Genomic DNA, 24712 nt, shown 5'->3' on the forward strand with positions numbered 1-24712 from the left:
ATAACACATTGAGGATCACTCCTTCGCTGAAAAGAAGGTTCATGATCATTCGACATCTGTTTCATACAAAAGATATGATAATAATTGCGCAAAAGTTATACTAAAATAGAAGTTTCGTTCTCAACCATCGCATCATCGTATTTCCTGCGGCACGTACTTTCTGCAATGTGATCCTGCCACTCGCCTTCAATTTGGTCGTAAACATCGTCGACACATTCACCGTCGATAATCATGACGAACGATTCATCCTTGTCCATGAATAGGAAAAATGATAATAATTTCGGAAGGTGCCCGGCATCAGCAATCAGCTGATTTTGATGTAAATATAAGTCACACCCAGTTTTCGAAATCGTTTTGTAAACTTTCATAATCTGGTTGGTTTTCAACGGGCGGTTCAATGTGATTTGGTAAGAAGACAGCTCACTCACTGTCGTCACCTCCGTAATGTTTTGTTGCTATATCACTACCCTTCCAAATCTTGTACTAAACATTTCGCCATTTTCAATGTTCATAAATCATCTTTCGAGTCATTCCCCCATCAATGGTTACGTTTTCTCCATTCACAAAGGTATTCTCCTGATCCGTCAGATAAAAGCAGGCTTTCGCGATATCCTCGACCGTACCGACACGGTTGGATAAGTGCTGGTCATGGTCCTTGTCCCTTAATTCATCAGGATTGCCGGTATGGATCCAACCAGGGCTGATGCTGTTCACCCGAATGTTATAGGGAGATAAAGAAGCCGCCAACGCATGGGTAAGCGAGAAAATGCCTCCTTTACTCGCTGCATAAGCTTCCGAGTCAGGCTCAGACATAAACGCCCTTGTAGACGCCATATTGACGATTCGTCCTGGAATATCCGCTTGCTTCCATCGTTCAGCCGCATATTTTGAAAAAAGAAAGCAGCTCCGCAAGTTCGTGTTCAGCACGTGGTCCCATTCATCTACATCCAGTTCGAACATGGATTTAAACTCACTGACACCCGCGTTGTTGATTAAAATAGAGAAAGGTTCCTTTATATTTTGAAATAGAGCGTCGACTTCTTTTGGATCACTGACATCACATCTAAGGAAGGTCCCACCCACTTCTTTCATCGTCATCCGGCCCTTTTCTTCATTCACATCACAGCCAATCACCCGGTATCCTTTTTCCGCATAAGCTATAGCTAATCCACGTCCAATGCCTTGAGCGATACCTGTAATCAGTACCGTTTCATTGTTTTTTGTCATGTTTATCCCTCCTCGGAATCGTTTCCTTTTTCTATTATAGGGTAAACTTCCATAGGAATGTGAAATGAGTGACTCCCTATAAGTTAACCGCCCACGGGTGGAATCTTGTTCTGAATGACGAATCATGATATGATCTTTTTTAAAAATCGGAGGTGATCGTATGAACAGAGTGACACTTGTCGATGTGTTCAAACACCGCATTACACAAAAGTATTTGCAGCGCTCAGGCATCAACCACGCGGTCACCGTTGCAGGCTACGCATATGATATGGCAGTGAAAAAGGGAGTGGACCCTGATCTTGCTACAAAGTCAGCTTTGCTTCATGACATGGGGCATTATGAGTGGTACCGGGATGGGAAATGGGATTATGATGAATATCGGAAATCCGATATTCATGCGATCAAAGGGGCGGAACGGGCCCATAAGCTTCTGATCCGTCTTGGTGAGAGCCGTCTCGTCGCAAAGGAAGTGTCAGTGGCAGTTCTTCTTCACACGGACAGTTACCTACCCTTCGGTTTGGATGAAAAAAGAACGGCGCTTCAGCATGTTGTTGCGAAAGCCGATGAAAAGGATGAACAACCGATGGGGCTTCATCATTACAAACAGATGGATCGAAGCGAAGCGCTGAAACGATTGCACGAATTGGATCTGAAAATCGAAGAATTCCTGGAAAGTGATGATGAGCTGGCATAAGGTTCGCAAGCCTTTCATACAATGGATCAGAGCAGGGGCGTTTTGGGGCAGGGTTTCTCTGCCCTCCTAAAAAAGTCAAGAATATTTTGGAAATAGGCTTTACTTCCTGGATTACGTCCGATATAATTTCCAGTGTAAGAAAAAATTCTCAGAAAGCGAGGTCGGAAAACATGAAAAACTGGATGACACAAAATCAAACCAACTTCATATCGTCGACCTGCGCAGAAATCTGTTTCTGAGATTAACGACTATTTTTATCAAAAGCACTCATACCAGCCGCAGGAGATGCATAATGTATTCCTGTGGCTTTTTTAATGGAGAGAAATCTTTAAAAGCCGCAGTATGCCCTGCGGCTTTTTCTTATGTCATCTAAGAGTAATTTTACTCTTTAGATATAAAAATTACACTATAGAAAGAGGTGATTTTCATGACGATCCAATTCTTTATTTTTACGATTACAGTTGCAAGAAACAAACAAAAAAGTTGTCAGCCGTTACCAGGGTACCGACCGACAGCTAAAGAGCAGTGGCTTGACCGGAAGTCCGCATTCAGCCGTTATGTGTAACATGTACAAAATAAAAGGAGATGATGACAATGGGAGAATTGCTAAGAATAGCTTTTATGAACTGGTTGAATGTTGAGAAGGATACCGCTTAGCCTCAGTCCAAAGAGGAGGAAATAACATGAGAATCCACATGATTCTTTTTACCATCGTGATTGAACGGGCGAATGCCGCCTCCGTCGAGAAATCGAAACGACGCAGCCGGCAGATCGAACAGAAAATCAATGATGTGAAGAGTAAATACGCGCACATATAACCCTCAAAACCTCTGCTGAACAGGCAGAGGTTTTATCATAAAATCCTCCTTCCCTTGGAACAATAGGAAGGAGGGGAGTGAATGAACATGGCATCAGGAAATAAGAAAATCACCAAGCGTAATGAGAAAAAGCATGCGCGTAAAGAAGAAAGACGTGGCAAAAAGCAGCAGGATGAGACAGCGATCAACCATGTCGTCAATGTTTACGACCCCATTTAAAGAAGACAGAGCCCGGAGCCATTGCTTCGGGCTTTTTTATTTTCAAAACAGGATATCTCTGTAAGAATGGTGTTTATTTTCCATGCGATGAGGGAATTGTACATAATCTTACATAGACAATCTTTGAAATAATATGAACATTCCTATATGTTCAAAGAAAGACGTTTTTTAAAGGAAGGATCGAAAATGAACTTACATAGAACGCCACTCCCTGTACCGGAAGCGGTCGACAGGGTCATGACCTATAAAAAAGATGGAAGAATGGAAACCGTTCTGCTTGAGCAATCGGATGGGCGCCGGTTAGCGGAAGACTTACTGGCCACACATCCTGTGCCTCCTTTCAACAAATCTCCTTACGACGGATTTGCCCTGCGCTCGGAAGATACGGAGGGTTTATCCAGAACGAATTCCGGTCACTTTCATGTGACGGAAACGATCGGGGCCGGTGAGCTTGCAAGTAAACCGGTAGAAAAAGGGGAAGCTGTGCGGATCATGACAGGTGCAGAAATTCCTGCAGGCGCGGATTGTGTTGCGATGTTTGAGATCTGTCAAACGTATGAAGAGCATGGTTCCTCATACATGTCTTTGAAGCGATCGATGGATAAAAACCAGAACATTATTGGAAAAGGTTCAGAGACAGAAAAAGGGACCGTTCTTGTCGAAGCGGGAACGCGCATCAATCCTGGTGTAAAAGCGCTCCTCGCTACCTTTGGATATCCAGAGGTGAAGGTTTATCGAAAGCCGAAGATCGGTGTATTTGCAACAGGATCCGAGCTGCTTGATGTTGATGAACCCCTTCAACCTGGTAAGATCCGCAACTCCAATGCTGCGATGATCCTATCCCAAATCGAACGCGCAGGCGCAGAAGGTCATTATTTAGGGAAACTGGTGGATGACTTCGATGCTTGCTTTGAGGCCGTTTCCCGTTCTCTGCATGATTATGATTTGTTGATTACAACAGGGGGCGTGTCTGTCGGGGATTATGACCTCATGCCCGACATTTATGAAGAACTGGGAGCTCAGGTGCTTTTCAATAAAGTCGCGATGCGCCCGGGCAGCGTGACCACCGTAGCTGAGCATGATGGCCAACTGCTTTATGGATTAAGCGGAAACCCATCCGCCTGTTATGTCGGTTTTGAATTGTTCACCTATCCTATTATTCAAAAGCTGCTTGGAGATCCAAGGCCTTTCCATACACGCATCAAGGCAACCCTTGGGGAGGACTTCCCGAAGCCCAACCCTTTCACGCGGTTTGTGCGTGGAAAACTTCACTACGAAGAAGGCCGGGTGATGGTGTCTCCAGCAGGAAAGGATAAATCAAATGTCGTGACATCCTTAGCTAAGACAGATGCCTTTCTTGTGCTGCCTGGTGGAACAAGAGGGTTTGAAAAAGGAGATGCCGTAGAAGCGATCCTTTTAGAAGATCAACGTGGACAAGAATATTTCGAGGAGGGGTGATCTTATCGATTCACACATCATTGATCAACTTGGTCGTCCCATTAAAGATTTAAGAATATCCGTCATCGATCAATGCAATTTCCGCTGTACGTACTGCATGCCGGCGGAAATCTTCGGTCCGGATTATGCTTTTCTACCTAAAGAAGAGCTCCTGAGTTTTGACGAAATCGTCCGGCTTGCGGAAATCTTCGCCAAGTTCGGAGTGGAAAAAATCCGCCTGACCGGGGGGGAGCCGCTGATGAGGAAAGATCTCGCGGATCTCGTGCGCCGGTTAAAAGAAATTGATGGCATCGAGGATATCGCCGTCACAACCAATGCGGTCTTTCTCGTAAGACAGGCTCAAAAACTGAAGGACGCGGGCCTGGATCGAGTGAACATCAGTCTGGATGCGATTGAAGACCACGTTTTCAAGGAAACGAATGGACGTGGAATCAAAACGAAACCCGTATTAAAAGGCATCGAAGCGGCAAGAGAAGCGGGGTTGAAAATAAAAATCAACATGGTCGTAAAAAAAGGGATGAACGAAGACCAGATCCTGCCGATGGCTCGTTACTTCAAAGGAACCGGTGATACGCTCCGTTTCATTGAATTCATGGAAGTGGGCAACCATAACGGCTGGAACATGGATGCGGTCGTCTCTAAAAAATGGATCATCGAACAAATTGATCGGGAAATGCCACTCGTGGCAACAGAGCCGAATTATTTTGGAGAAGTGGCTTCCCGCTACCGTTATGAAGATGGTGCAGGAGAAATCGGAGTGATCTCATCTGTCACCGAAGCCTTCTGCTCGAGCTGTACGAGGGCACGTTTGTCTGCTGATGGGAACCTCTTTACCTGCCTGTTTGCTTCTTCCGGGTATGATTTAAAAACCATGCTCCGTGAAGGGGAGAACGATGAAGCAATCACAGATTACCTGCTTGCGATCTGGACGGGCCGTACCGATCAATATTCGGTCGACAGAGCCCAGGGCAAGCCGATGAAAGAGAACAAAATCGAAATGTCGTACATCGGAGGATAAAAAAGGTCGAATTCAGTCTTTGCTCCAGTCCTCTCCGTGTTCTATAATAGAGATAATTATCATTCTCGGAGGTCATTCGAATGAAAACCTTTAAACTGATTTCATTGGATATCGTGGAAGAAAAGCACGAGGATATCACTCAAAGGCGCATCAAGCTGGAAGACGGTTTGATTATCAATAGAGAAGATGACCGAGGCCGTTGGGTCATTGAGGCTTACGTCGATGAGAGCTATCGGGATTTCTTTGAAACGATGAAAGAAAAAGAGGAAGAAATCATCATTCAAGTGAAAATTACGAAACAAAGCAACCGTCCAGCGACTTTCCTTGTCAAACCGATTGACGTCAACATGATCGGCGACCGGATGAACGTTATTTTTATGGGCACGATTATCGATCGGCATCAGGAACAAGTGGAATGGGTGTTAAAGCAATTGATGGATGAAGGCTACCAGGGAGAAGACCTCTTAGAAGAATTCAAAAAGCGTGGCCAGGAATCAAAAGCATAAGCATACGGTTGGAGGCGTCTGATTTTCAGACGCCTCCGACGTGTGTATTAGTTCAAATGTCTTAGAATATTTAAAAAACGGAAGTAATTTGTCGAATATACTGCTATACTATTAGTGGTGATAGAGAGACATCCATGAGACCTGGCAACATCAAAGGAGTTTTACTTTATGTGGGTGAGAAGAAAGAGCCTGCGATGGCTGAATGACTTATCGCCATTCCAATTAATCGCATTATACTATATGGTCGCAGTCACCATATCTTCCATATTAATCGCCCTTCCTGTGGCTCATCGGGAGGGTGTGAAAATCGAATTCATCGATGTTTTATTCACGGCGGTCAGTGCGGTCAGTGTCACAGGTTTGACCACTCTGCCGACGGCTGAAACGTTCAGTACGACGGGCTATTTTATCCTCGCGATCGTTCTTCAATTCGGTGGGATCGGTGTCATGACCTTAGGTACGCTGGTCTGGTTGATGCTCGGAAAGAAAATCGGTTTGAAAGAACGGCGTTTGATTATGACCGACCACAACCAGACGTCCTTCGCCGGGATGGTCCGACTAGTGAAGCAAATCGTATTAGTTGTACTCATGATCGAACTCGTCGGGTTTCTTGTTCTGGGTACGTATTTTCTTCAATACTATGAACCCGGCGAAGCTTATTTACAGGGCTTCTTCGGTACCATCAGTGCGATGACGAACGGTGGCTTCGACATTACGGGTCAATCCTTGATTCCGTTCCGTCACGATTACTTTGTCCAGTTCATCAATATCATTCTCATCATCGCCGGAGCCATCGGCTTCCCGGTGTTGATCGAGGTTAAACAGTATTTGATGCAGAACCATGAAGAAAAATCGATTCGTTTTTCCTTGTTTGCCAAACTGACGACGTTCACTTTCTTCGCTTTAGTCATACTTGGGACCATCATGATCATCATTTTAGAAAGCAATCATTTCTTTACAGACAAGTCCTGGCATGAAATTTTCTTTTATGCTCTGTTCCAGTCTGTCACGACGAGAAGTGGCGGCCTTGCCACGATGGATATTAACCAATTTACGGAACAAACGCAGTTGTTCATGTCTTCCTTGATGTTCATCGGCGCATCCCCGAGTAGTGTGGGAGGCGGAATCAGGACGACGACATTTGCCCTTGTGGTCATCTTTGTGCTGACCTTTGCCAGGGGAGGAAACAATATTCGGTTGTTCAGAAGAGAAATTCATCCGGAAGATTTGAATAAAGCGGTTGTTGTCACGATTGTTGCCTTATTCGTCTGCTTCAGCGCTGTCATTACATTGACCATCACGGAACCTTTCACACTGAATGAACTCGTTTTTGAGGTCTGTTCGGCGTTCGGAACGGTCGGGTTATCTCTCGGCATTACGCCAGGGCTGTCATCCTTCGGGAAAATCGTGCTCATGCTACTCATGTTTTTAGGAAGGATCGGGTTATTGACGTTCTTGTTCTCCTTTAAGAAACATGACAAAGCGCAAGGGAAGTATCATTATCCTAGAGAAAGAATCATTATTGGTTAGAACACAGCTGTTTAGGGGGCGCACATATGTCGGAGCTTTTGAGAGAGCATGCCTAACCTATAGATGATTGGATTTTTCAACAAATGAATGACCGCTCTTCCATGGATTGTGATGACACACTCGCTCATGTTCGGCTACGAGAAAGAAGAAATGATGAATCAGGACGCATTCACCCTTACGGAAGAGGGAGAACACGAAGCCCTGCATCAGCTTTTTCTCAGCTATCCTGAACAGCCCTATGTGCTGAAGGCGATCAGAAAAGGCGGGGCTTCATTTTATATCGAAGTGCTCGCCCATCCTTATCCACACGGAGATCGCATTTTACGTCCATTCGTTGAATATGAAAGTCATTGCCGAAGGCGTAGAGACCGCTGAACAATGGGATTTCCTGAAAAACGAGAAATGTGATGAAATTCAAGGGTATTTTTACAGCAAACCGCTGCCCCCTGAACAGTTAATCACGATCTTTGAGAACAAAACAATCCACTAACAAAAAGGACACAGCCTTTGGGGCTGTGTCCTTTTTTAGGAAAAAGAATAAAGATGAGTCTTTTAAAGAGGGGAGAAGGTCTGATCTCCCATCTTCTCTCAGCGTCTATCTCTACTTTCTCCATAAGACGCTGGACAAGTGAGGGGGAAAGTACATTCTCCCGTCCCTTGTCTTATGCTTGATGATTTCCTATTCAAGCACAAATCAGTGGTTAGCAGTAAAATGCTGCACCTACGATGATCAATAGGATGAACAATACGACGATCAAGGCGAAGTTATTGCCGCAACGCCGTGGTCTATAGCACTGTCTTCCTCCGTAAGGATAGCCTCCGTACATAAGCTCACCTCCTATAGTTACATTCGTAGCCTATGCACGAAGGAGGGACTGTGTATGGTCATCTACCCACCTTCATCAATTCATGAAGGTCGGGGGCGAAAGTTTTGTGATTTTACTCTTCTGGTGCATACTGTCCGCTTGTTGTTCCTGGTGATGATCACACTGATCCAGTTCTTCACACCAATGGTTCAATTGCTCATTGCTGTATTGGTTGTGCGGGGGGTGATGAGTCGAATGGGAAGGGTAATAAGGTCCGGAAATCCTTTGATTTGAATACATAACCATGCCTCCTTCCCCCATATTATCCCCTCGGTTCCCTTTATTATCCTTGTCAAAAATACACACAGATAAGAAAGGAGGAATTTCAAAAACAGAAGCGAAAGTAGTACTTTACTGAAGTAGAGGGTTATAACATACGCTCGAAGGGTAAAAAATGAGTATAAAGAAATGGAAAAATAGGCAGAGCACATTGGCTGAGTTGGATCAATGGCTGCCTTTGTACATATTTTGTATAATGATTGTACAGTAGAAGTTCAGGAGAGAAGGTGGATGGTTATGAAGAAAATCGCCATAATCGGAGCGGGGCCTGGCGGCTTAGCCTCAGCGATGATTCTTGCAGCTAAAGGCTATGATGTACAGGTCTATGAAAAACAATCCTATGTGGGCGGAAGGAACGGACATTTTTCTCTCGGGGATTATACATTCGATATCGGCCCGACATTTCTAAGTATGCCTCAAATCATGGAGGAAATTTTTGAAATGTCCGGGAGGAATGTTCACGATTACATGGACATGAAAGAACTTTCCCCCATGTATGAACTTCAGTTCGACGGAAAGAGAGTACCGATGTACCGGGAAAGGGAGAAAATGCTGGACGTCATTTCGGAGCATTTCCCAGGCAATGAAACCGGATACGAAAACTTCATGAAGGATACACGTGAAAAAATGCAGGCGCTCATGCCTCTTTTGCAAACCAAACATAACAAGTTGACGGATTATATGAGTAAACGGGCGCTCAAGGCTTTACCGAAGCTTTCGCTTGGTAAATCCGTCTATGATGTTCTTTCCGATTACTTTACCGATGAACGTCTGAAAATCGCTTTTACGTTCCAGGCGAAGTATTTGGGCATGTCCCCATGGGAGTGCCCGGGAGCTTTTTCAATTCTTTCCTATATGGAGCATGAATGGGGAGTCTTTCATCCGATTGGAGGAGTGAATCAACTCTCAAAAGCGATGGCTAAAGTCACAGAAGAACATGGTGGACAGATCCATCTGAATGAAGGCGTCAAGAAAATAAACGTTTCAGGTAAGGAGATTACAGGGCTAGTTCTGGACTCGGGTGAAACGGTGCATGCAGATGAATATATTATCAATGCAGATTTCGCAGAAGCGATGACTCGTTTAGTTGATGACGGTGTTCTGCGCCGACACTCTAAAGAAAAACTCCAGAAGAAAAAGTTTTCATGTTCGACATTTATGATCTATGTCGGTCTTGATAAGGTGTACGACATGCCGCACCACACCATTCTTTTTGCGGAGGATTATCAGAAGAATGTGAACGAGATGACGAAAGACCTCGTGTTGTCCGACGAGCCGTCCATCTATATCCATAACGCGAGTGTGACCGATCCGACACTCGCACCTGAGGGGCATTCAGCGGTTTATATCCTAGCCCCAGTCCCGAACAATTACTCGGAAATTGACTGGGACGATAAACAGGAAACATTCAAATCGCTGATTTATGACGAAATCGAAAGGAAAACAGGGTTCTCCGATATCCGCAGTCACGTGGTTGAGGAAAAAGTCCTGACACCTAAACAGTGGGAGACCGATCATTTTGTCCATCAGGGTGCAACGTTCAGCCTCGGTCACCAGCTCTCACAGATGATGTATTTTCGTCCGCACAACAGGTTCCAGGAGCTCGATCATTGCTGGCTGGTCGGTGGTGGAACCCATCCCGGAAGCGGGTTGCCGACCATTCTGGAATCTGCCAGGATCACTACAGGATGGATCAGGGAAGAGGAGGTACAGCCAATATGACAAAGACGACAATCGTCGGTGGAGGGATCGGAGGCCTCGTAACAGCCCTTTTATTATCCAAAGATCCTGACCGGAGTATCTCCTTATATGAGAAGAAAGACGTACTCGGGGGCAGGCTTACTTACGAGCGGCATGGGGAGTTCAAGATCGACCAGGGGCCAACCATTGTTCTGCTTCCTGATATGCTCCTTGGTATTTTAGAAGATGCCGGCATTCCCAGGGATCGTATTCCATTGATCCCTTGTGACCCTCTCTACCATATCCATTTTTCTGACGGGACGACGTTCAACAAATATCCAGATGCCGAAAAACAAAAAACGGAACTGCAGGAAAAGTTCCCTGGAAATGAGATTCATTTCGACCGGTTTTTAAGTGATATGCGGGCCCGCTTCTTGCAGGGGAAAGCTCAATTTTTAGAAAAATCATTCGTAGAAAAACGAACCTTTTTCTCTCGTAAAAACTTGAAAACATTGATCAAGTTAAAAGCGTACCAGAATGTAAAGAAAATGATGCGCAGTTATTTTGACGATGAGCGGCTTGTTGAGGCCTATACGTTACAAACGTTGTACATCGGAGGCCATCCCGAACAGTCTCCGGCGATGTACTCGCTCGTGTCCTACAGCGAACATGAGCACGGGATCTGGTACATGAAAGGCGGTTATGCTCACCTTGTGGAAATCATCGAGCAGGAGTTGGAAAAAAGAGGGGTCGAAATTTTTAAAGGAATGCCTGTGGAAGATGTAGAAACAGAAAAGGATAGAGCTGTATCGATAACCGCTGGAGGAGAAAAGATCCGTTTTGATGAGTTGATCTTAAACGGAGATTTCCCTCTCATGGACAAAATGATGCCCGCTGACAAGCAGCTTCAAAGGAAATATACGCCTTCCTCAGGCTGCCTCTTACTCTATATGGGACTGGACCGTACCTATGAGAGCGACTCCATCCACCAGTTTTTCATGTCCGATGACTTTGACAGACATATGCGCCAAGTGTTTGTTGAAAAACAATTGCCGGATGATCCGTCCTTTTATACCTTTCATCCATCCTTAGTGGATTCTTCTCTCGCTCCTGAAGGCAAAGGGGTGCTCTATACATTGATTCCTGTACCGACAGGAGAGTCAGTGAATTTGGAGAAGAAAGATCAGTTGATTGAGAGCGTGATCGATCAAATGGAGTCACGCGGTTTTCCGGAATTGAGAAAACATGTGGAATGGATGCATGTACGAACGCCTGAAGATGCTGAACGAGAAGGCTTGTATGCAGGCGGAAGCTTCGGGATTGCACCCACCCTTTTCCAATCCGGAGTCTTCCGGCCCCAGCTTCAGCCCTACGCATTAAGCAATGTGTATGCAGTTGGAGCCTCGATTCACCCGGGTGGTGGCGTTCCAATCGTCATGCAGGGAGCAAAATTGTTGGCAGATTATTTGCAATATGGGGTCAAAGAAAGGCATAATTACAAGCGAGGTGTTTAGTGATGACGGACTTGAACCAAGCATACGATCATTGTCGCAAAATCATTGAAAAGCATTCCAAAACGTTCTCCAAAGCATTCGCTATGCTGCCCAAACAGCAAAAAAGAGCGGTTTGGGCGATTTATGCCTTTTGCCGTCGCGTCGATGACATCGTAGATGAAGGACTTAACCCAAAAGCAGAACTAGAAACTTTTGCGCAACAATTTGATCAATTCATGGAGGGGAAGCTTGAGCTTAAAGATCCTTCCTGGCTTGCACTCGATGATGTGTTCAGACAATTTACCATCGATCCCGAGCCCTATTATGACATGATCAAAGGACAACGCATGGATCTTTACCCCACCACCATCCATACGAAAGAAGATTTATTAGAATATTGCTATCATGTAGCAAGTACCGTCGGTCTGATGCTCCTCCCAGTCATCGCTCCAGGAAAGGTCGGTGCCCTCCGGCAAGGAGCCATTGAGCTTGGTTACGCCATGCAGATCACCAACATACTAAGGGATATTGGCGAAGATATGGAAATCGACCGGATTTACTTACCGCAAGAAGTGATGGATCGTCATGGCTATACGTTTTTTGACCTGAAAGAGAAAAAGGTAAATCGAGCGTTCATCAACATGTGGGAAGAATTGGCCGCGGATGCTGAAGCTTACTACGACAAAGCGATGAAAACGTTACCCGATTACCCATTGTACTCACGGACACCGGTAGGAGGAGCCGCGAAAATGTATCGGGCCATCCTTCCGACCGTAAGGAAAAACGGCTATCATGTATTCAACCATCGCAATTACGTTACCGATCAAGAGAAGAAGCAGATCATTGCAGACATGCAGTGATACTGCTTCTTTTTTGTGCGCGAATTATGTTTTCGGTCGTGACTCGCGCGCAAGAAAGGTGGTAACGCGCGCAAGACACGCCGGAACGCGCGCAAGACCGCCGGAGCGCGCGCAAGACCGCCTGGAACGCGCGCAAGACCGCCTGGAACGCGCGCAAGACCGCCGGAGCGCGCGCAAGAACGTTGGAACGCGCGCAAGACACGCCGGAACGCGCGCAAGAACGTTGGAACGCGCGCAAGACCGCCGGAGCGCGCGCAAGAAAGCCGGACCGCGCGCAAGACCGCCTGGACCGCGCGCAAGACCGCCGGAGCGCGCGCAAGAAAGCCGGACCGCGCGCAAGAACGTTGGAACGCGCGCAAGACCGCCTGGAACGCGCGCAAGACCGCCGGAGCGCGACCAAGACCGCCGGAACGCGCGTAAGACCGCCAGGACGCGCGCAAGAACGCCAGAACGCGCGCAAGAACCCCAGGACCGCGCGCAAGACCCAACATCATGTATATTACAATCCAAACGGGCGAATACTTGTAGCAACCATGAATAAGGAAAGGTAGATTACAATGGCAGAAAAATATCTAATCTATTACCAGGCGAAATCAGGCGTCGTCAAACAGGTCCCTGTGTACGCATCGCATAAAGAAAAGGCCCGGGAAAGTCACTTGAAAAGTAACCCGCAGGCAAAAATCACGCATATTCGTCTTTTATAAGAAAAAAGGCAGCGCCGGTCCGGCGGCTGTTTTTTTTTTATAAAAAAATATCGAATTCGAGAAGTTAGGTTTCAATATTCTCGAATGTGGGAAAGGCAAATCATATAGTGCTTTATCGAAATAAAGCGGATTTTAACGAACAGAGGATGATGATATGAAAAAGAAGACGTTCCTCCTGGAGGGACTTTTGAACGGTTTGATTATGGGCCCTAAGCAGCAGGAAATTCGTTCTGTAACTTATGATTCCAGGGATGTCGAGCCGGGAGATGCTTTTATTTGTATTCAAGGGGAGCACCATGATGGCCATTTATTCATAAAGCAGGCAATAGCAGCAGGGGCACAGACGATTGTTGGAACAGATGAATATGAGCTGCATGCTTTTGCCATCCAACACTCACAGCTCAGCTTTGTTTGTGTGAAAGACAGTCGATCTGCGCTTGCTGTTTTGTCTTCCATCGTTTGTGGTTCTCCTTCAGAATCTTTACATACCATTGGCGTGACGGGAACAAACGGGAAAACAACGGTCGCGTCATTTACACATTCCATATTGAACAGCCTTTCATTCCGGACAGGTTCGCTAGGTACAGCGGGGATCTGGGATGACCGTCAAAAGACAGATTTCAAGCAGACAGTGCCGACAACCCCGGAAGCCCCGGATATTCATAAAGTATTAGAATATTTTTGTGAGAAAAAGATGCAAGCAGCTGTTATTGAATCTACTTCCATCGCTCTTGAGCAAAAGCGGTTGGAAACCATCCACTTCAATGTAGCCGTCCACACCAATCTCACCCCGGAACATTTAGAATTCCATGAGACCATGGATGCCTACAAAAAGGCAAAAATGAAGTTGTTTCAACAGGCAGAACAAGCCGTCATCAATGTGGACGACCCGATGATGGCGGATGATCTCATCCAAACGTTCAAAGGTTCAATCGTAACCTATGGTATTCGTCAGCCCGCCGACCTTCAAGCCTCTCATATTCAGACCACCAGGCAGGGGACCACCTTTGAATTGGATGCATTCGGAACGAAATATACGGTCCAGGCCCCGGTCTTCGGTGAGTACAATGTATCGAACTTACTGGCAGCTATTGCGGCCTGTCATCAGGTAGGTTTTTCCATAGCCTCCATCCTTTCTGTCATTCATCACATACGGAAACCGGAAGGGCGTTTTCAAATGGTAGAAAAGGAAGTCCCTTATCAGATCATTTTGGACTATGCCCATACCCCGGATGCACTCTCTCATGTCTTAGAATCCGTCAAGAAAATCCCGCACCAGCAGCTGATTGTGATGATTACTGGAATCGGATTGCGAGATCCTAAAAAACGGCCGCTCATGGGAAAAGTGGCTGAGAGTGTGGCGGATCAGATCATCGTAAGCGTGGATCAGCCTGGGCATGCGGATCGACAGGAAGTGGTCAATGATGTCTGTCGTGGATTCAATCAGGCATCCTCCCCGCATGTTCATACACGTTTGTATCGAGAGGAAGGCATCCACTTAGCGCTCGATCTGGCCAGGGCAGGGGATGTAGTATTACTGACTGGTATTGGGTTCGGAGGTTACCAGATCATTGGAGATGAAAAGGTCCCCTATTCAGAACTTCAAGTCCTTGATGCCTACTTTGAAAACCAACCACGTATTAAAAAGCCTGTGTAAAACCTGGAGTCCTATCTCCAGGTTTTTTTTATTTTACGTAAACCACCCTTCTGCTTTCATGCTTTAAATGGAAATAAAATATGAGACCTATTGCGTAATTTGTCATCAAATGGTAAAATTTTATGAAAATTAACAAAATTACCAAAAAAGGAGATGATTTGCATGAAATTGTACCTCTCCGTTGACATGGAGGGAATAACAGGAATACCTGATTACACCTTCGTTGATTCTTCGGAGCACAATTATGAACGGTCGAGGAGAATCATGACACAGGAAACGAACCATGTCATCGAAGCCGCGTTTCAAAACCATGCGGAAGAAGTATTGGTCAATGACAGCCATTCCAAGATGAACAATCTATTGATTGATGAGATTCATCCGGATGCCACATTAATTACCGGAAGTGTCAAACCATTATCAATGATTCAAGGCTTGGATGAATCGTATGCTGGAGCGATCTTTGTAGGGTACCATGCCAGGGCAGCTCAAAGAGGCGTGCTCTCACACTCGATGATTTTCGGGGTGCGTAATTTCTACATAAATGATGTGGCGGTAGGAGAGCTTGGGTTTAATGCATATGTGGCCGGTTATTACGGCGTTCCTGTATTAATGGTTGCCGGAGATGACTGTGCAGCGATGGAAGCGGAATCGCTCATTCCGAACATCATTACAGCCCCGGTGAAAGAAACGATTTCTCGATCGGCTGTGAAAAGTTTAACACCGAAAAAGGCTGGGGAGCTTTTGCAAAAACGCACGGAGGAAGCGATACATAATCGAAATCGAATAGAACCGCTCGTTCCTCCAGCACACCCCACTCTGAGGATTGAATTTATGAATTATGGCCAGGCCGAATGGGCAAGTCTTATGCCTGGTACGGAAATCGAACCAAATTCAACGACAGTAAGATTTAAAGCCAAAAACATAGTGGAAGCATACCAAGCCATGCTTGTCATGACAGAGCTTGCCATGCAGACAACATCCAGCTAGGGGGAAGAGTCATGGCGAAATACATATTGAAACGATTCATTTACATGATTGTTACGGTTTTTATCATTGCCACGCTTACGTTTTTCTTGATGAATCTACTACCGGGTTCCCCGTTCAATGAAGAGCGGACAACCAACGAAGCCGTACAGCGGAATTTAGAGGCTCACTACCACCTGGACGAACCGTTAGTTGTGCAGTATGTGTTGTATTTGAAATCCATTGTGACCCTGGATTTCGGTCCTTCGATTAAACAACCAACTGAGACGGTCAATGGTTTATTAGGCAGAGGTTTTCCTATATCCGCGGAGTTGGGCATATGGACGATTCTTATTGCCCTCGTATCTGGAGTTGCTCTCGGTGTATTCGCGGCATTGAAGCACAATGGAATCATTGATTACATAGCGATGACCATTGCTGTACTCGGCATATCGATTCCTAACTTCGTATTAGCTACCTTGTTAATTCAGCAGCTGGCCGTCAACCTCGGGGTGCTCCCTGCTGCCACATGGAGCAGCCCGCAGCATATGGTGCTTCCGATCATTGCGCTGGCCACCGGACCGATGGCCATTATTGCCCGTTTAACAAGATCAAGTATGCTTGAGACGTTAACACAGGATTACATAAAAACCGCACGGGCCAAAGGATTATCCCCTGTCAAAATCATTGTGAAGCATGCCTTGAAAAATGCACTCATGCCTGTGGTCACCATTTTAGGTACGTTGATTGCAGGGGTCTTAACAGGGACGTTTGTCATCGAAAAGATCTTCGCGATCCCCGGCATGGGCAAATATTTCGTAGAGGGCATCAACCAGCGGGACTACCCGGTCATTATGGGAACCACCGTTTTTTACAGTGCTTTCCTTGTATTGATGCTGTTCCTGGTGGATATTGCTTATGGAATACTCGATCCTAGAATCAAGTTGCATAAAGAAGGGGGCAGGTAAAGTGATTCCAGCAAAAAAACAGAAGGAAGAAACGCCTCATTCAACCATTCCCGATGAATGGTTCAAACCAAAAGAGCAGAATAGCGAAGATGCCGAATCGGTTGTCCGTCCTTCTCTTTCTTACTGGGAAGATGCCTGGAGAAGACTCCGCCAGAATAAATTGGCCATGTTCGGTCTGATTTTTCTTATTCTTTTAGGTGTCATGGCTGTCATCGGACCTTGGATTTCCCCACACGATGTGGATACTCAAAACCTGCCAAACCAAAACCAGGCCCCGTCCTTCACCCATTGGTTCGGTACAGATGAATTAGGACGCGATGTGTTCACGAGAACTTGGTACGGGGCTAGAATCTCTTTGTTTGTAGGGTTGATGGCTGCTTTGATCGACTTTTTTATAGGAGTCGCTTATGGAGGGCTTTCCGGATATAAGGGTGGAAGAACCGATAATATCATGATGCGGATCATCGAAATTCTTTATGGACTGCCTTACCTTCTTGTTGTCATCCTGCTGCTCGTAGTCATGGGGCCAAGTCTTTTAACGATTATCATTGCTTTAACAGTTACCGGCTGGGTGGGTATGGCGCGAATTGTCAGAGGGCAGGTTCTTCAGCTGAAACACAATGAATTTGTGATGGCTTCCCAGTCGTTCGGTGCGAAAACGAAGCGGATCATACAAAAAAATCTGCTCCCGAATACGATGGGGCCGATCATCGTACAGATGACACTGACTGTTCCTACAGCGATATTTGCCGAAGCTTTTCTAAGCTTTTTGGGGCTAGGTATTCAATCACCATACGCAAGCTGGGGAATGATGGCCAATGATGCGCTGGGTGTCATCTTATCCGGCGACTGGTGGCGTCTTTTCTTTCCTGCCTTTTTCATTTCAGCCACCATGTTCGCATTTAACGTGCTTGGAGATGGTCTCCAGGATGCACTCGATCCTAAGCTCAGGAGGTAAACATCAATGGAAAAAATCTTGGACATCCGTGACCTGCATGTGTCTTTCAAAACTTTCGGGGGAGAGGTACAGGCAGTGCGCGGCGTAAATTTAGAACTATATCGCGGGGAAACTCTTGCCATTGTCGGCGAGTCCGGTTGTGGGAAGAGCGTGACGGCGAACAGCATGATGCGTCTCATTCCAACACCTCCAGGGGAGATCAAAGACGGATCGATACTTTTCAAGGGACAGGACATGACTCAGCTTTCGGACAAAGAAGTAAGGAAAATCCGTGGGGTTGATATTTCGATGATTTTCCAGGATCCAATGACAGCCTTGAACCCCACCTTGACGGTTGGGGACCAATTGACGGAAGGACTCCGTCAGCATCGGTCCATTTCAAGAAAGGAAGCGGATAAGCAGGCGATGGACATGCTCACGCTTGTCGGCATCCCCAATCCTGTCGAACGTATGAAACAGTATCCTCACGAATTCAGTGGGGGCATGCGGCAGCGAATCGTAATTGCGATGGCGCTGATTTGTGATCCTGAACTTCTGATTGCCGATGAACCGACAACAGCTTTGGATGTAACCATTCAGGCCCAAATCCTTCAGCTGTTTCAAAAAATACAGAAACAGACCGGCGTTTCCATCATCCTCATCACACATGATTTAGGGGTTGTGGCTAAAATCGCTGATCGCATTGCGGTTATGTATGCCGGCAAAGTCATTGAAACAGGGACACGGAAAGAAATCTTTTATACACCGCAGCACCCTTACACAAGAGGACTGCTTCACTCAGTGCCGCGGATGGATCAAAAAGGAGAGAAATTAGTGCCTATAGATGGGACTCCTCCGGATTTGTTTTCACCACCGGAAGGCTGTCCATTTGCTGCCAGGTGTCCAATGGTCATGGAGGTATGCACAAAGGTGTATCCGTTTCAGTCGGAGTTGAGCAGAACACATGACGTGGACTGCTGGCTGCAGGATGAGCGGGCAAAGAAATATATGGCGTCAACTTATTAAACATATAGAGAGGAGAACGAGTATGAAAAAATGGTGGACAATCTTTATGGGGGTTTTACTTGTCTTAGTGTTAGCTGCATGTACAGCGTCAGAAAGTTCAGGAGAAGGTGATGAGGGAGATTCTGAAGGGGAAAGTGACTCTGGAACAAACACCTTGCTATTGAATAACGGAGAGGAGCCGACATCCTTCGATCCCTCGCAAGGGTTTGATGCGGTTTCCTGGAATGCGCTGAACAATTTAATGGAAGGTCTGACGCGTCTTGGTAAAGACCACACGCCAGAACCGGCCACTGCTGAGAAATGGGATATCTCTGAAGATGGGAAGGAATATACCTTCTTCATCCGTGAAAATGCCAAATGGTCGAATGGAGATGACGTGACAGCAGGGGACTACGCGTTTGCCTGGAAACGTCTGCTCGATCCTGAAACGGCCTCACCAGCCGCTTTCCTCGGTTATTTTATTGAAGGGGGAGAAGCCTTCAACAATGGAGAAGGCTCTGCTGATGATGTGATGGTGGAAGCGGTCAGTGATAAAGAGTTGAAAGTGACGTTGAAAGCACCGACTGGCTATTTCCTGAATATTATTTCCAACCCGGCGTTTTTCCCGATCAATGAGTCTGTAGCTAAAGAAAACCCGGAGTGGTTTGCTGAAGCGGACAGCTTTGTAGGAAACGGACCATTCGCTTTGGCAGAATGGAAGCACGACAGTGAAATGCTCATGAAAAAGAATGAAGAATACTGGGATCACGAGACGGTGAAGCTGGATGAAGTTCACTGGGCGATGGTGAATGATACCAATACAGAATACCAAATGTATGAAAGCGGGGAGCTTGATACTTCCAATATTCCGTCTGACATGGCTGAGCAGCTGTTAGATAGTGAAGAATTATCGATCCAGGATCAGGCAGGTACAGCTTTTTACCGTTTTAACGTGAATGAAGAGCCTTTTCAGAATAAGAAAATCAGAAAAGCTCTGGCTATGAGTGTGAATCAACAGGAAATCGTTGAGTATGTGACGAAGAATAAAGAAGAACCCGCGTATGGCTTTGTCTCTTATGGATTTGAGAGTCCATCCGGGGAAGATTTCCGTGAACACAATGGTAAGCTTGTGGAAACGAATGTAGAAGAAGCGAAACAATTGCTTGAGGAGGGCATGGAGGAAGAAGGGTATGACGAACTTCCAGCCATCACCCTTTCTTATAACACGAGCGAGGACAACAAGAAAATTGCAGAAGCCATCCAGCAAATGTTCAAAGAAAATCTCGAAGTGGAAGTTACGCTTGAGAATGCGGAATGGAACGTCTTCCTTGAAGCGCAAAAAGCATTGGAACACCAACTTTCCAGAAGTTCTTTCTTAGCTGATTATGCCGATCCAATCAACTTCCTTGAGAGCTTCACGACGGATTCCTCCATGAACCGTACAGGCTGGTCCAATGAAGAGTACGATCAGCTGATTGCCGATGCTAAAAATGAAGCGGATGAAGAACAGCGCTGGGAATTGATGTATGAAGCAGAGAAGCTTCTTTTTGAAGAGATGCCGATTTTCCCTGTTCATTTCTATAACCAAGTCGTTCTTGAGAAAGACAACGTATCTGATATCGTTCGTCACCCTGTTGGGTACCTTGAGTTGAAGTGGGCAGACAAGCAATAGACTTTCTTTGAAAAGAGGCGATTCTTTCGCCTCTTTTCCTTCATTGGAGGAATGAAGATGATAAAACCGGGACGGTTGAACCCGGGGGACACGGTCGGAGTCATAGCCCCGGCAAGTCCTCCGGATCTTAAAAACTTAGACAAAGCCCTTTCTTTTCTGGAAAGCTTAGGCTTGAAAGTGAAACTGGGAGCTCACATGAAGAAAAAACACGGCTATCTAGCAGGAAATGATGAAGAAAGGTTGGAAGACTTCCATCACATGTTTCAAGACCCAGAGGTTTCCGCCATTTTTTGTGCAGGTGGCGGTTACGGAACAGGAAGGATTGTTTCAACGATTGATTACGCACTGGTGAAAGATAACCCTAAAATTTTCTGGGGCTATAGTGATATCACATGTTTACATACCGCTATTCGACAGGAGACAGGACTGGTCACTTTTCATGGGCCTATGCTTTGTTCGGATGTAGGAAAAGAAGATTTTGATGAAGAATCAAAAAAAATGTTTCAGCAGTTGTTTGAACCTGAAGTGATTCATTACAACGAGCGTCTTTCTCCTTTAGAGGTGATTACAGAAGGGGAAGCATCAGGCGAAGTAGTGGGTGGAAACCTTTCGTTACTTGTCAATACAATGGGCACCCCATACGAGATTGATACAAAAGGGAAATTACTGTTTATGGAAGACGTTGGAGAGCAACCCTATCGCTTGGATTCTTTTTTCAATCAATTGAAATTGGCAGGCAAATTCGAAGATGCGGCCGGAATTATCCTAGGAGACTTTAGTGGGACAAAAACAGAAGAATCCGAAGACAGTTTATCTTTGGTGCAGGTTTATGAGGACTACTTTTCCAGATTGAATAAACCGGTGCTGGCCGGTTTTAAGATTGGCCACTGTCTGCCCCATTACAGTATTCCATTGGGAACAGAAGCCGTGTTATCCAGTCATAAGAAATCCCTGTTGATCCAATCCGGTGTCTACTAAGAAAGGTGGAGGAGCATGAAAATACAGTCAATGGAAACGTATCCGGTAGCGGTTCCTTTACATACCCCGTTCAAAACGGCTTTACGCACGGTCACCGTAGCAGAGTCCATTTACGTGAAAGTGACGGGGGAGGATGGGACTACAGGGTGGGGAGAAGCTCCGCCAACGGTTGTCATTACCGGAGAGAGTTTAACAAGCATTGCTCACACAATAAATAAAATCATCACACCGGCTCTTCTGGGTGAGGACATCACGTATAGAGAGGATATTTTCAAAAAACTCCACGGCTGCTGTATTGGGAATACCAGTGCTAAAGCTGCGGTGGATATAGCTATCCATGACCTTTTAGGCAAAATCTATCAACTCCCACTCTATCAATTGCTTGGTGGATCGAAGCGCGATTTGGAAACCGATTATACGGTCAGTGTCAATGAGCCCGAAGAAATGGCGGACGACGCTGCCCGATATGTCAGCAACGGGTTTAAGGTCTTAAAGGTGAAAGTAGGAAAAGATACGATAGAAAAAGATGTGGAACGGATACAGACCATTCACGAACGGCTAGGTGGAGGTGTACGGATCAGACTGGATGCGAATCAAGGGTGGTCGCCGAAAGAAGCCATCCAAGCCATCCGGAGAATGGAAGACTGTCATCTTCCTATAGAATTGGTGGAACAGCCTGTCCATGCTCATGACATCGAAGGTTTGAAACAAGTCACGGATCATACGTACACACCGATCATGGCTGATGAGAGTGTCTTTAGTCCAATAGATGCAAAGCGGATATTGGAAACACGGAGCGCGGATTTGATTAATATCAAGCTAATGAAATCCGGGGGTATTCATGAAGCCGTGAAAATCAATCATCTGGCTGAAACCTATGGAGTGGAATGCATGGTCGGCAGCATGATTGAGACAAAGCTCGGAATCACGGCAGCCGCTCATTTTGCAGCAAGTCAAAACAATGTCACGAGGATTGACTTTGATGCCCCGTTGATGCTGACAGAAGACCCGATTGTAGGAGGAGTCCAGTATGATAAAGCCTGGCTTACGTTTTCGGAAGGTGACGGGTTGGGGCTGGTCAACGTAAATACCGAACAGACGGTGAACATATAAAAACAAATCTATCCAAGGAGGTCAATGGATGACACATACAAATCAAAACCATGAGAAGAGAGTGGTGCGCGTTCCTGTAGCTACTCTTTGGACAGCACCTGATTCTCCCAGGGAAGCGGATCAAATTTCACTCCAGGCATCAGCTTCTATGAAAGATTGGCTGAAGGTATTGGATGACGATCAAAAGCGGGAACTGTGTGATGAGAACCTTGTCCAATCCCAACTGCTGTTAGGCGAAGAAGTCTGGATTGACGAGAGGGAGGCTGACTGGGCAAAAGTCGTCGTTCCCTCTCAGGCTTCCAAGAAAGACAAACGGGGCTATCCTGGATATATTCCTGTAAGTCAGCTGGTCAAACCAAAGGAAGCGGACTGGCATTCTGAAAAGTGGGCGGTTGTACATAAGAAGCAAGCGTGGCTTTACAATGGAGCAGAAGAAGCGCTTATGGAAGTCAGTTATCTAACGTCCCTACCAGTCATCGAGGAAAACGATACCTTAGTCAAAGTTCTTTATCCGGATGGGGTCGGGTATTTTGTTTCAGAAGACGTCCTGGTACAAAAGAAAGAGGATAAAAAAGCAAAAGGAAGCGGGAAAGACCTCATCCGTTCAGGAGAAGCATTCGTCGGTCTTCCTTACTTTTGGGGAGGAATGAGTGCTTTCGGATACGACTGCTCAGGCTTTGCCTATAACATCCATAAAGCCTTTCACTACGAAATTCCAAGAGATGCGACAGATCAAGCCAAAGGTGGTAAAAACGTGCCATTGAACGATCTTCAAATGGGGGATCTCCTGTTCTTTGCTTACGAAGAAGGAAAAGGGAGCATCCATCACGTCGGTTTTTACTATGGGGACAACAAGATGCTTCATTCACCCAACGTTGGAAAGAGTATTGAAATCATTGATTTGGAAGGAACCGTATACGAAAAAGAGTTATGTGTCGCAAGAAGATACTGGAGCGAGACGGAGGGAACCTCATGAGCCTGCACAAGACCCTTGAAGTGAAAGATTTGAAAAAGCATTTTAAGATGGGGAAAGGAAAATCATTGAAAGCTGTCGATGGTGTCAGTTTTGACTTGTACAAAGGAGAGACGCTAGGACTTGTCGGAGAGTCCGGTTGTGGGAAGTCGACAACAGGGCGCACGATCATGAACCTCTACGAAAAAACAAGTGGAGAAGTCCTTTTTGAAGGGAAGAGTGTCCACGATCGTACACCGAAAGAACAATTTCATTTAAAACGACAGATGCAAATGATTTTTCAGGACCCTTATGCATCCTTGAACCCCCGTTCAACCGTATCCGAAATTATCCTTGAACCGATGGAAATACACGGTCTCTTTTCTTCTGATAAAGAAAGAATGGAACGTGTTTATGAACTGCTTGAAGAAGTGGGATTGAATCGTGACCATGCCAATCGTTATCCTCACGAATTCAGTGGGGGACAGCGACAGCGGATTGGCATCGCGCGCGCATTGGCACTCGACCCTGAGATCATTATCGCAGATGAGCCGATTTCTGCCCTGGATGTATCGGTCCAAGCGCAGGTGGTCAATTTACTGGAGCGGCTTCAGGAAGAAAAAGGCCTGACGTATCTGTTCATTGCCCATGATCTTTCTATGGTGCAGCATATCTCGGATCGGATTGGTGTCATGTACCTTGGTCACTTAGTCGAGTTAACGAGCAGTGACCGGTTGTATGATCATCCTCTTCATCCCTATACCCAAGCTCTTCTATCCGCCATTCCTATCCCGGACCCGGATATCGAAGATCAAAGGGAACAAGTGATTATTGAGGGAGAAATACCAAGCCCGATCGACCCTCCTAGTGGCTGTGTATTCCGGACGCGCTGTCCTTTCGCGATGGATGTTTGCAGCGATCAAGCTCCTGTATGGCAGGAAGTCGGGGAAGGTCATCAAGTCGCCTGTCACTTGTATGATAATACAGTCGTCGACCCATCCGAAAGAAAAAAGAAGAAGGAAGAAATGAAAGTGAATATTCGGTCGTTCTAAAAGCATGCCTCTCACGAGGCATGCTTTTTTTGAAAAAAGAATAGAAAACTCGAAACTCCTTCA

27 protein-coding genes and 1 pseudogene are annotated in these 24712 nt (G+C 46.0%); 24 read left to right on the top strand and 4 right to left on the bottom strand.

Going from position 1 to position 24712, the window contains the following annotated elements:
• Nucleotides 1–95: 95 nt before the first annotated feature.
• Nucleotides 96–428: a hypothetical protein gene (locus GLW00_RS07670; RefSeq protein ID WP_160912792.1), complete on the bottom strand. Its 333-nt coding sequence runs from the start codon at nt 426–428 to the stop codon at nt 96–98.
• A gap of 73 nt (nt 429–501) precedes the next feature.
• Nucleotides 502–1227 (bottom strand): SDR family NAD(P)-dependent oxidoreductase, encoded by a 726-nt coding sequence (locus GLW00_RS07675; protein ID WP_160912794.1) that lies wholly within the window; start codon nt 1225–1227, stop codon nt 502–504.
• A 160-nt stretch (nt 1228–1387) separates the two neighbouring features.
• On the opposite strand from GLW00_RS07675, the gene GLW00_RS07680 reads away from it, so the two are divergent.
• The 10 genes and pseudogenes from GLW00_RS07680 to GLW00_RS07720 form a co-directional block, all read left to right on the top strand.
• A complete protein-coding gene (locus GLW00_RS07680; protein ID WP_160912796.1) occupies nt 1388–1921 on the top strand; it encodes an HD domain-containing protein in 534 nt (177 codons plus the stop codon).
• Nucleotides 1922–2348: 427 nt separating this feature from the next.
• Nucleotides 2349–2486: a hypothetical protein gene (locus GLW00_RS07685; RefSeq protein ID WP_160912798.1), complete on the top strand. Its 138-nt coding sequence runs from the start codon at nt 2349–2351 to the stop codon at nt 2484–2486.
• Between the two features lie 118 nt (nt 2487–2604).
• Complete coding sequence (locus GLW00_RS20800; protein WP_255534870.1) at nt 2605–2739, top strand: hypothetical protein; 135 nt, start codon at nt 2605–2607, stop codon at nt 2737–2739.
• A gap of 81 nt (nt 2740–2820) precedes the next feature.
• The gene (locus tag GLW00_RS07690; protein WP_160912799.1) at nt 2821–2958 is read left to right on the top strand and encodes a hypothetical protein; all 138 of its coding nucleotides are present in this window, start codon (nt 2821–2823) and stop codon (nt 2956–2958) included.
• A 186-nt stretch (nt 2959–3144) separates the two neighbouring features.
• Nucleotides 3145–4416, top strand: a complete 1272-nt coding sequence (locus tag GLW00_RS07695) for a molybdopterin molybdotransferase MoeA (protein ID WP_160912801.1) — start codon at nt 3145–3147, stop codon at nt 4414–4416.
• Nucleotides 4388–5434 carry a GTP 3',8-cyclase MoaA gene (gene moaA / locus GLW00_RS07700; protein WP_439108890.1) on the top strand — a complete coding sequence of 349 codons (1047 nt, stop codon included), beginning with the start codon at nt 4388–4390 and terminating at the stop codon, nt 5432–5434. The genes GLW00_RS07695 and moaA overlap by 29 nt, the downstream gene beginning before the upstream one ends.
• Before the next feature lie 80 nt (nt 5435–5514).
• A complete protein-coding gene (locus tag GLW00_RS07705; RefSeq protein WP_160912803.1) occupies nt 5515–5940 on the top strand; it encodes a YwpF-like family protein in 426 nt (141 codons plus the stop codon).
• A gap of 168 nt (nt 5941–6108) precedes the next feature.
• Nucleotides 6109–7470, top strand: a complete 1362-nt coding sequence (locus GLW00_RS07710; RefSeq protein ID WP_160912805.1) for a TrkH family potassium uptake protein — start codon at nt 6109–6111, stop codon at nt 7468–7470.
• Between the two features lie 150 nt (nt 7471–7620).
• The gene (locus GLW00_RS07715) at nt 7621–7845 is read left to right on the top strand and encodes a hypothetical protein (RefSeq protein WP_160912807.1); all 225 of its coding nucleotides are present in this window, start codon (nt 7621–7623) and stop codon (nt 7843–7845) included.
• A pseudogene (locus tag GLW00_RS07720) lies at nt 7799–7960 on the top strand (EAL domain-containing protein); the annotation flags it as partial. The gene GLW00_RS07715 and the pseudogene GLW00_RS07720, both read left to right, overlap by 47 nt.
• 211 nt (nt 7961–8171) lie before the next feature.
• Here GLW00_RS07720 and GLW00_RS07725 read toward each other — a convergent pair.
• Nucleotides 8172–8297, bottom strand: a complete 126-nt coding sequence (locus GLW00_RS07725; RefSeq protein WP_160912810.1) for a YjcZ family sporulation protein — start codon at nt 8295–8297, stop codon at nt 8172–8174.
• Nucleotides 8298–8372: 75 nt separating this feature from the next.
• Nucleotides 8373–8576, bottom strand: a complete 204-nt coding sequence (locus GLW00_RS07730; RefSeq protein ID WP_160912812.1) for a hypothetical protein — start codon at nt 8574–8576, stop codon at nt 8373–8375.
• A gap of 276 nt (nt 8577–8852) precedes the next feature.
• Between GLW00_RS07730 and GLW00_RS07735 the strand changes: the two genes are divergently transcribed.
• The 14 genes from GLW00_RS07735 (at nt 8853) to GLW00_RS07795 (ending at nt 24649) form a co-directional block, all read left to right on the top strand.
• Nucleotides 8853–10337, top strand: a complete 1485-nt coding sequence (locus GLW00_RS07735) for a phytoene desaturase family protein (protein ID WP_160912814.1) — start codon at nt 8853–8855, stop codon at nt 10335–10337.
• Complete coding sequence (locus tag GLW00_RS07740) at nt 10334–11809, top strand: phytoene desaturase family protein (protein WP_160912816.1); 1476 nt, start codon at nt 10334–10336, stop codon at nt 11807–11809. Before GLW00_RS07735 ends, GLW00_RS07740 begins: the two co-directional genes overlap by 4 nt.
• Before the next feature lie 2 nt (nt 11810–11811).
• On the top strand, nt 11812–12648 hold the full coding sequence (locus tag GLW00_RS07745) for a phytoene/squalene synthase family protein (RefSeq protein WP_160912818.1): 837 nt from the start codon (nt 11812–11814) through the stop codon (nt 12646–12648).
• Between the two features lie 557 nt (nt 12649–13205).
• Nucleotides 13206–13352 (top strand): hypothetical protein, encoded by a 147-nt coding sequence (locus tag GLW00_RS20495; RefSeq protein ID WP_167449425.1) that lies wholly within the window; start codon nt 13206–13208, stop codon nt 13350–13352.
• A gap of 154 nt (nt 13353–13506) precedes the next feature.
• Nucleotides 13507–15009 (top strand): UDP-N-acetylmuramoyl-L-alanyl-D-glutamate--2,6-diaminopimelate ligase, encoded by a 1503-nt coding sequence (locus GLW00_RS07750; protein ID WP_160912820.1) that lies wholly within the window; start codon nt 13507–13509, stop codon nt 15007–15009.
• A gap of 162 nt (nt 15010–15171) precedes the next feature.
• On the top strand, nt 15172–15996 hold the full coding sequence (gene dppA, locus GLW00_RS07755) for a D-aminopeptidase DppA (protein WP_160912821.1): 825 nt from the start codon (nt 15172–15174) through the stop codon (nt 15994–15996).
• An 11-nt stretch (nt 15997–16007) separates the two neighbouring features.
• On the top strand, nt 16008–16940 hold the full coding sequence (locus tag GLW00_RS07760; RefSeq protein ID WP_160912823.1) for an ABC transporter permease: 933 nt from the start codon (nt 16008–16010) through the stop codon (nt 16938–16940).
• Nucleotide 16941: 1 nt separating this feature from the next.
• Nucleotides 16942–17898 (top strand): ABC transporter permease, encoded by a 957-nt coding sequence (locus GLW00_RS07765; RefSeq protein ID WP_439108891.1) that lies wholly within the window; start codon nt 16942–16944, stop codon nt 17896–17898.
• Nucleotides 17899–17904: 6 nt separating this feature from the next.
• Complete coding sequence (locus GLW00_RS07770; RefSeq protein ID WP_160912827.1) at nt 17905–18903, top strand: ABC transporter ATP-binding protein; 999 nt, start codon at nt 17905–17907, stop codon at nt 18901–18903.
• Between the two features lie 22 nt (nt 18904–18925).
• Nucleotides 18926–20554 (top strand): peptide ABC transporter substrate-binding protein, encoded by a 1629-nt coding sequence (locus GLW00_RS07775; protein WP_160912828.1) that lies wholly within the window; start codon nt 18926–18928, stop codon nt 20552–20554.
• Nucleotides 20555–20611: 57 nt separating this feature from the next.
• The gene (locus GLW00_RS07780; RefSeq protein ID WP_160912830.1) at nt 20612–21532 is read left to right on the top strand and encodes a S66 peptidase family protein; all 921 of its coding nucleotides are present in this window, start codon (nt 20612–20614) and stop codon (nt 21530–21532) included.
• Nucleotides 21533–21547: 15 nt separating this feature from the next.
• Nucleotides 21548–22645 carry a dipeptide epimerase gene (locus GLW00_RS07785; RefSeq protein ID WP_160912832.1) on the top strand — a complete coding sequence of 366 codons (1098 nt, stop codon included), beginning with the start codon at nt 21548–21550 and terminating at the stop codon, nt 22643–22645.
• A gap of 28 nt (nt 22646–22673) precedes the next feature.
• A complete protein-coding gene (locus GLW00_RS07790; RefSeq protein WP_160912834.1) occupies nt 22674–23621 on the top strand; it encodes a C40 family peptidase in 948 nt (315 codons plus the stop codon).
• On the top strand, nt 23618–24649 hold the full coding sequence (locus GLW00_RS07795; protein ID WP_160912836.1) for an ABC transporter ATP-binding protein: 1032 nt from the start codon (nt 23618–23620) through the stop codon (nt 24647–24649). The genes GLW00_RS07790 and GLW00_RS07795 overlap by 4 nt, the downstream gene beginning before the upstream one ends.
• Nucleotides 24650–24712: the final 63 nt, after the last annotated feature.

Origin of the sequence: Halobacillus litoralis (genome assembly GCF_009856445.1) — a bacterium.
Taxonomy (GTDB): Bacteria; Bacillota; Bacilli; order Bacillales; family Halobacillaceae; genus Halobacillus; species Halobacillus litoralis.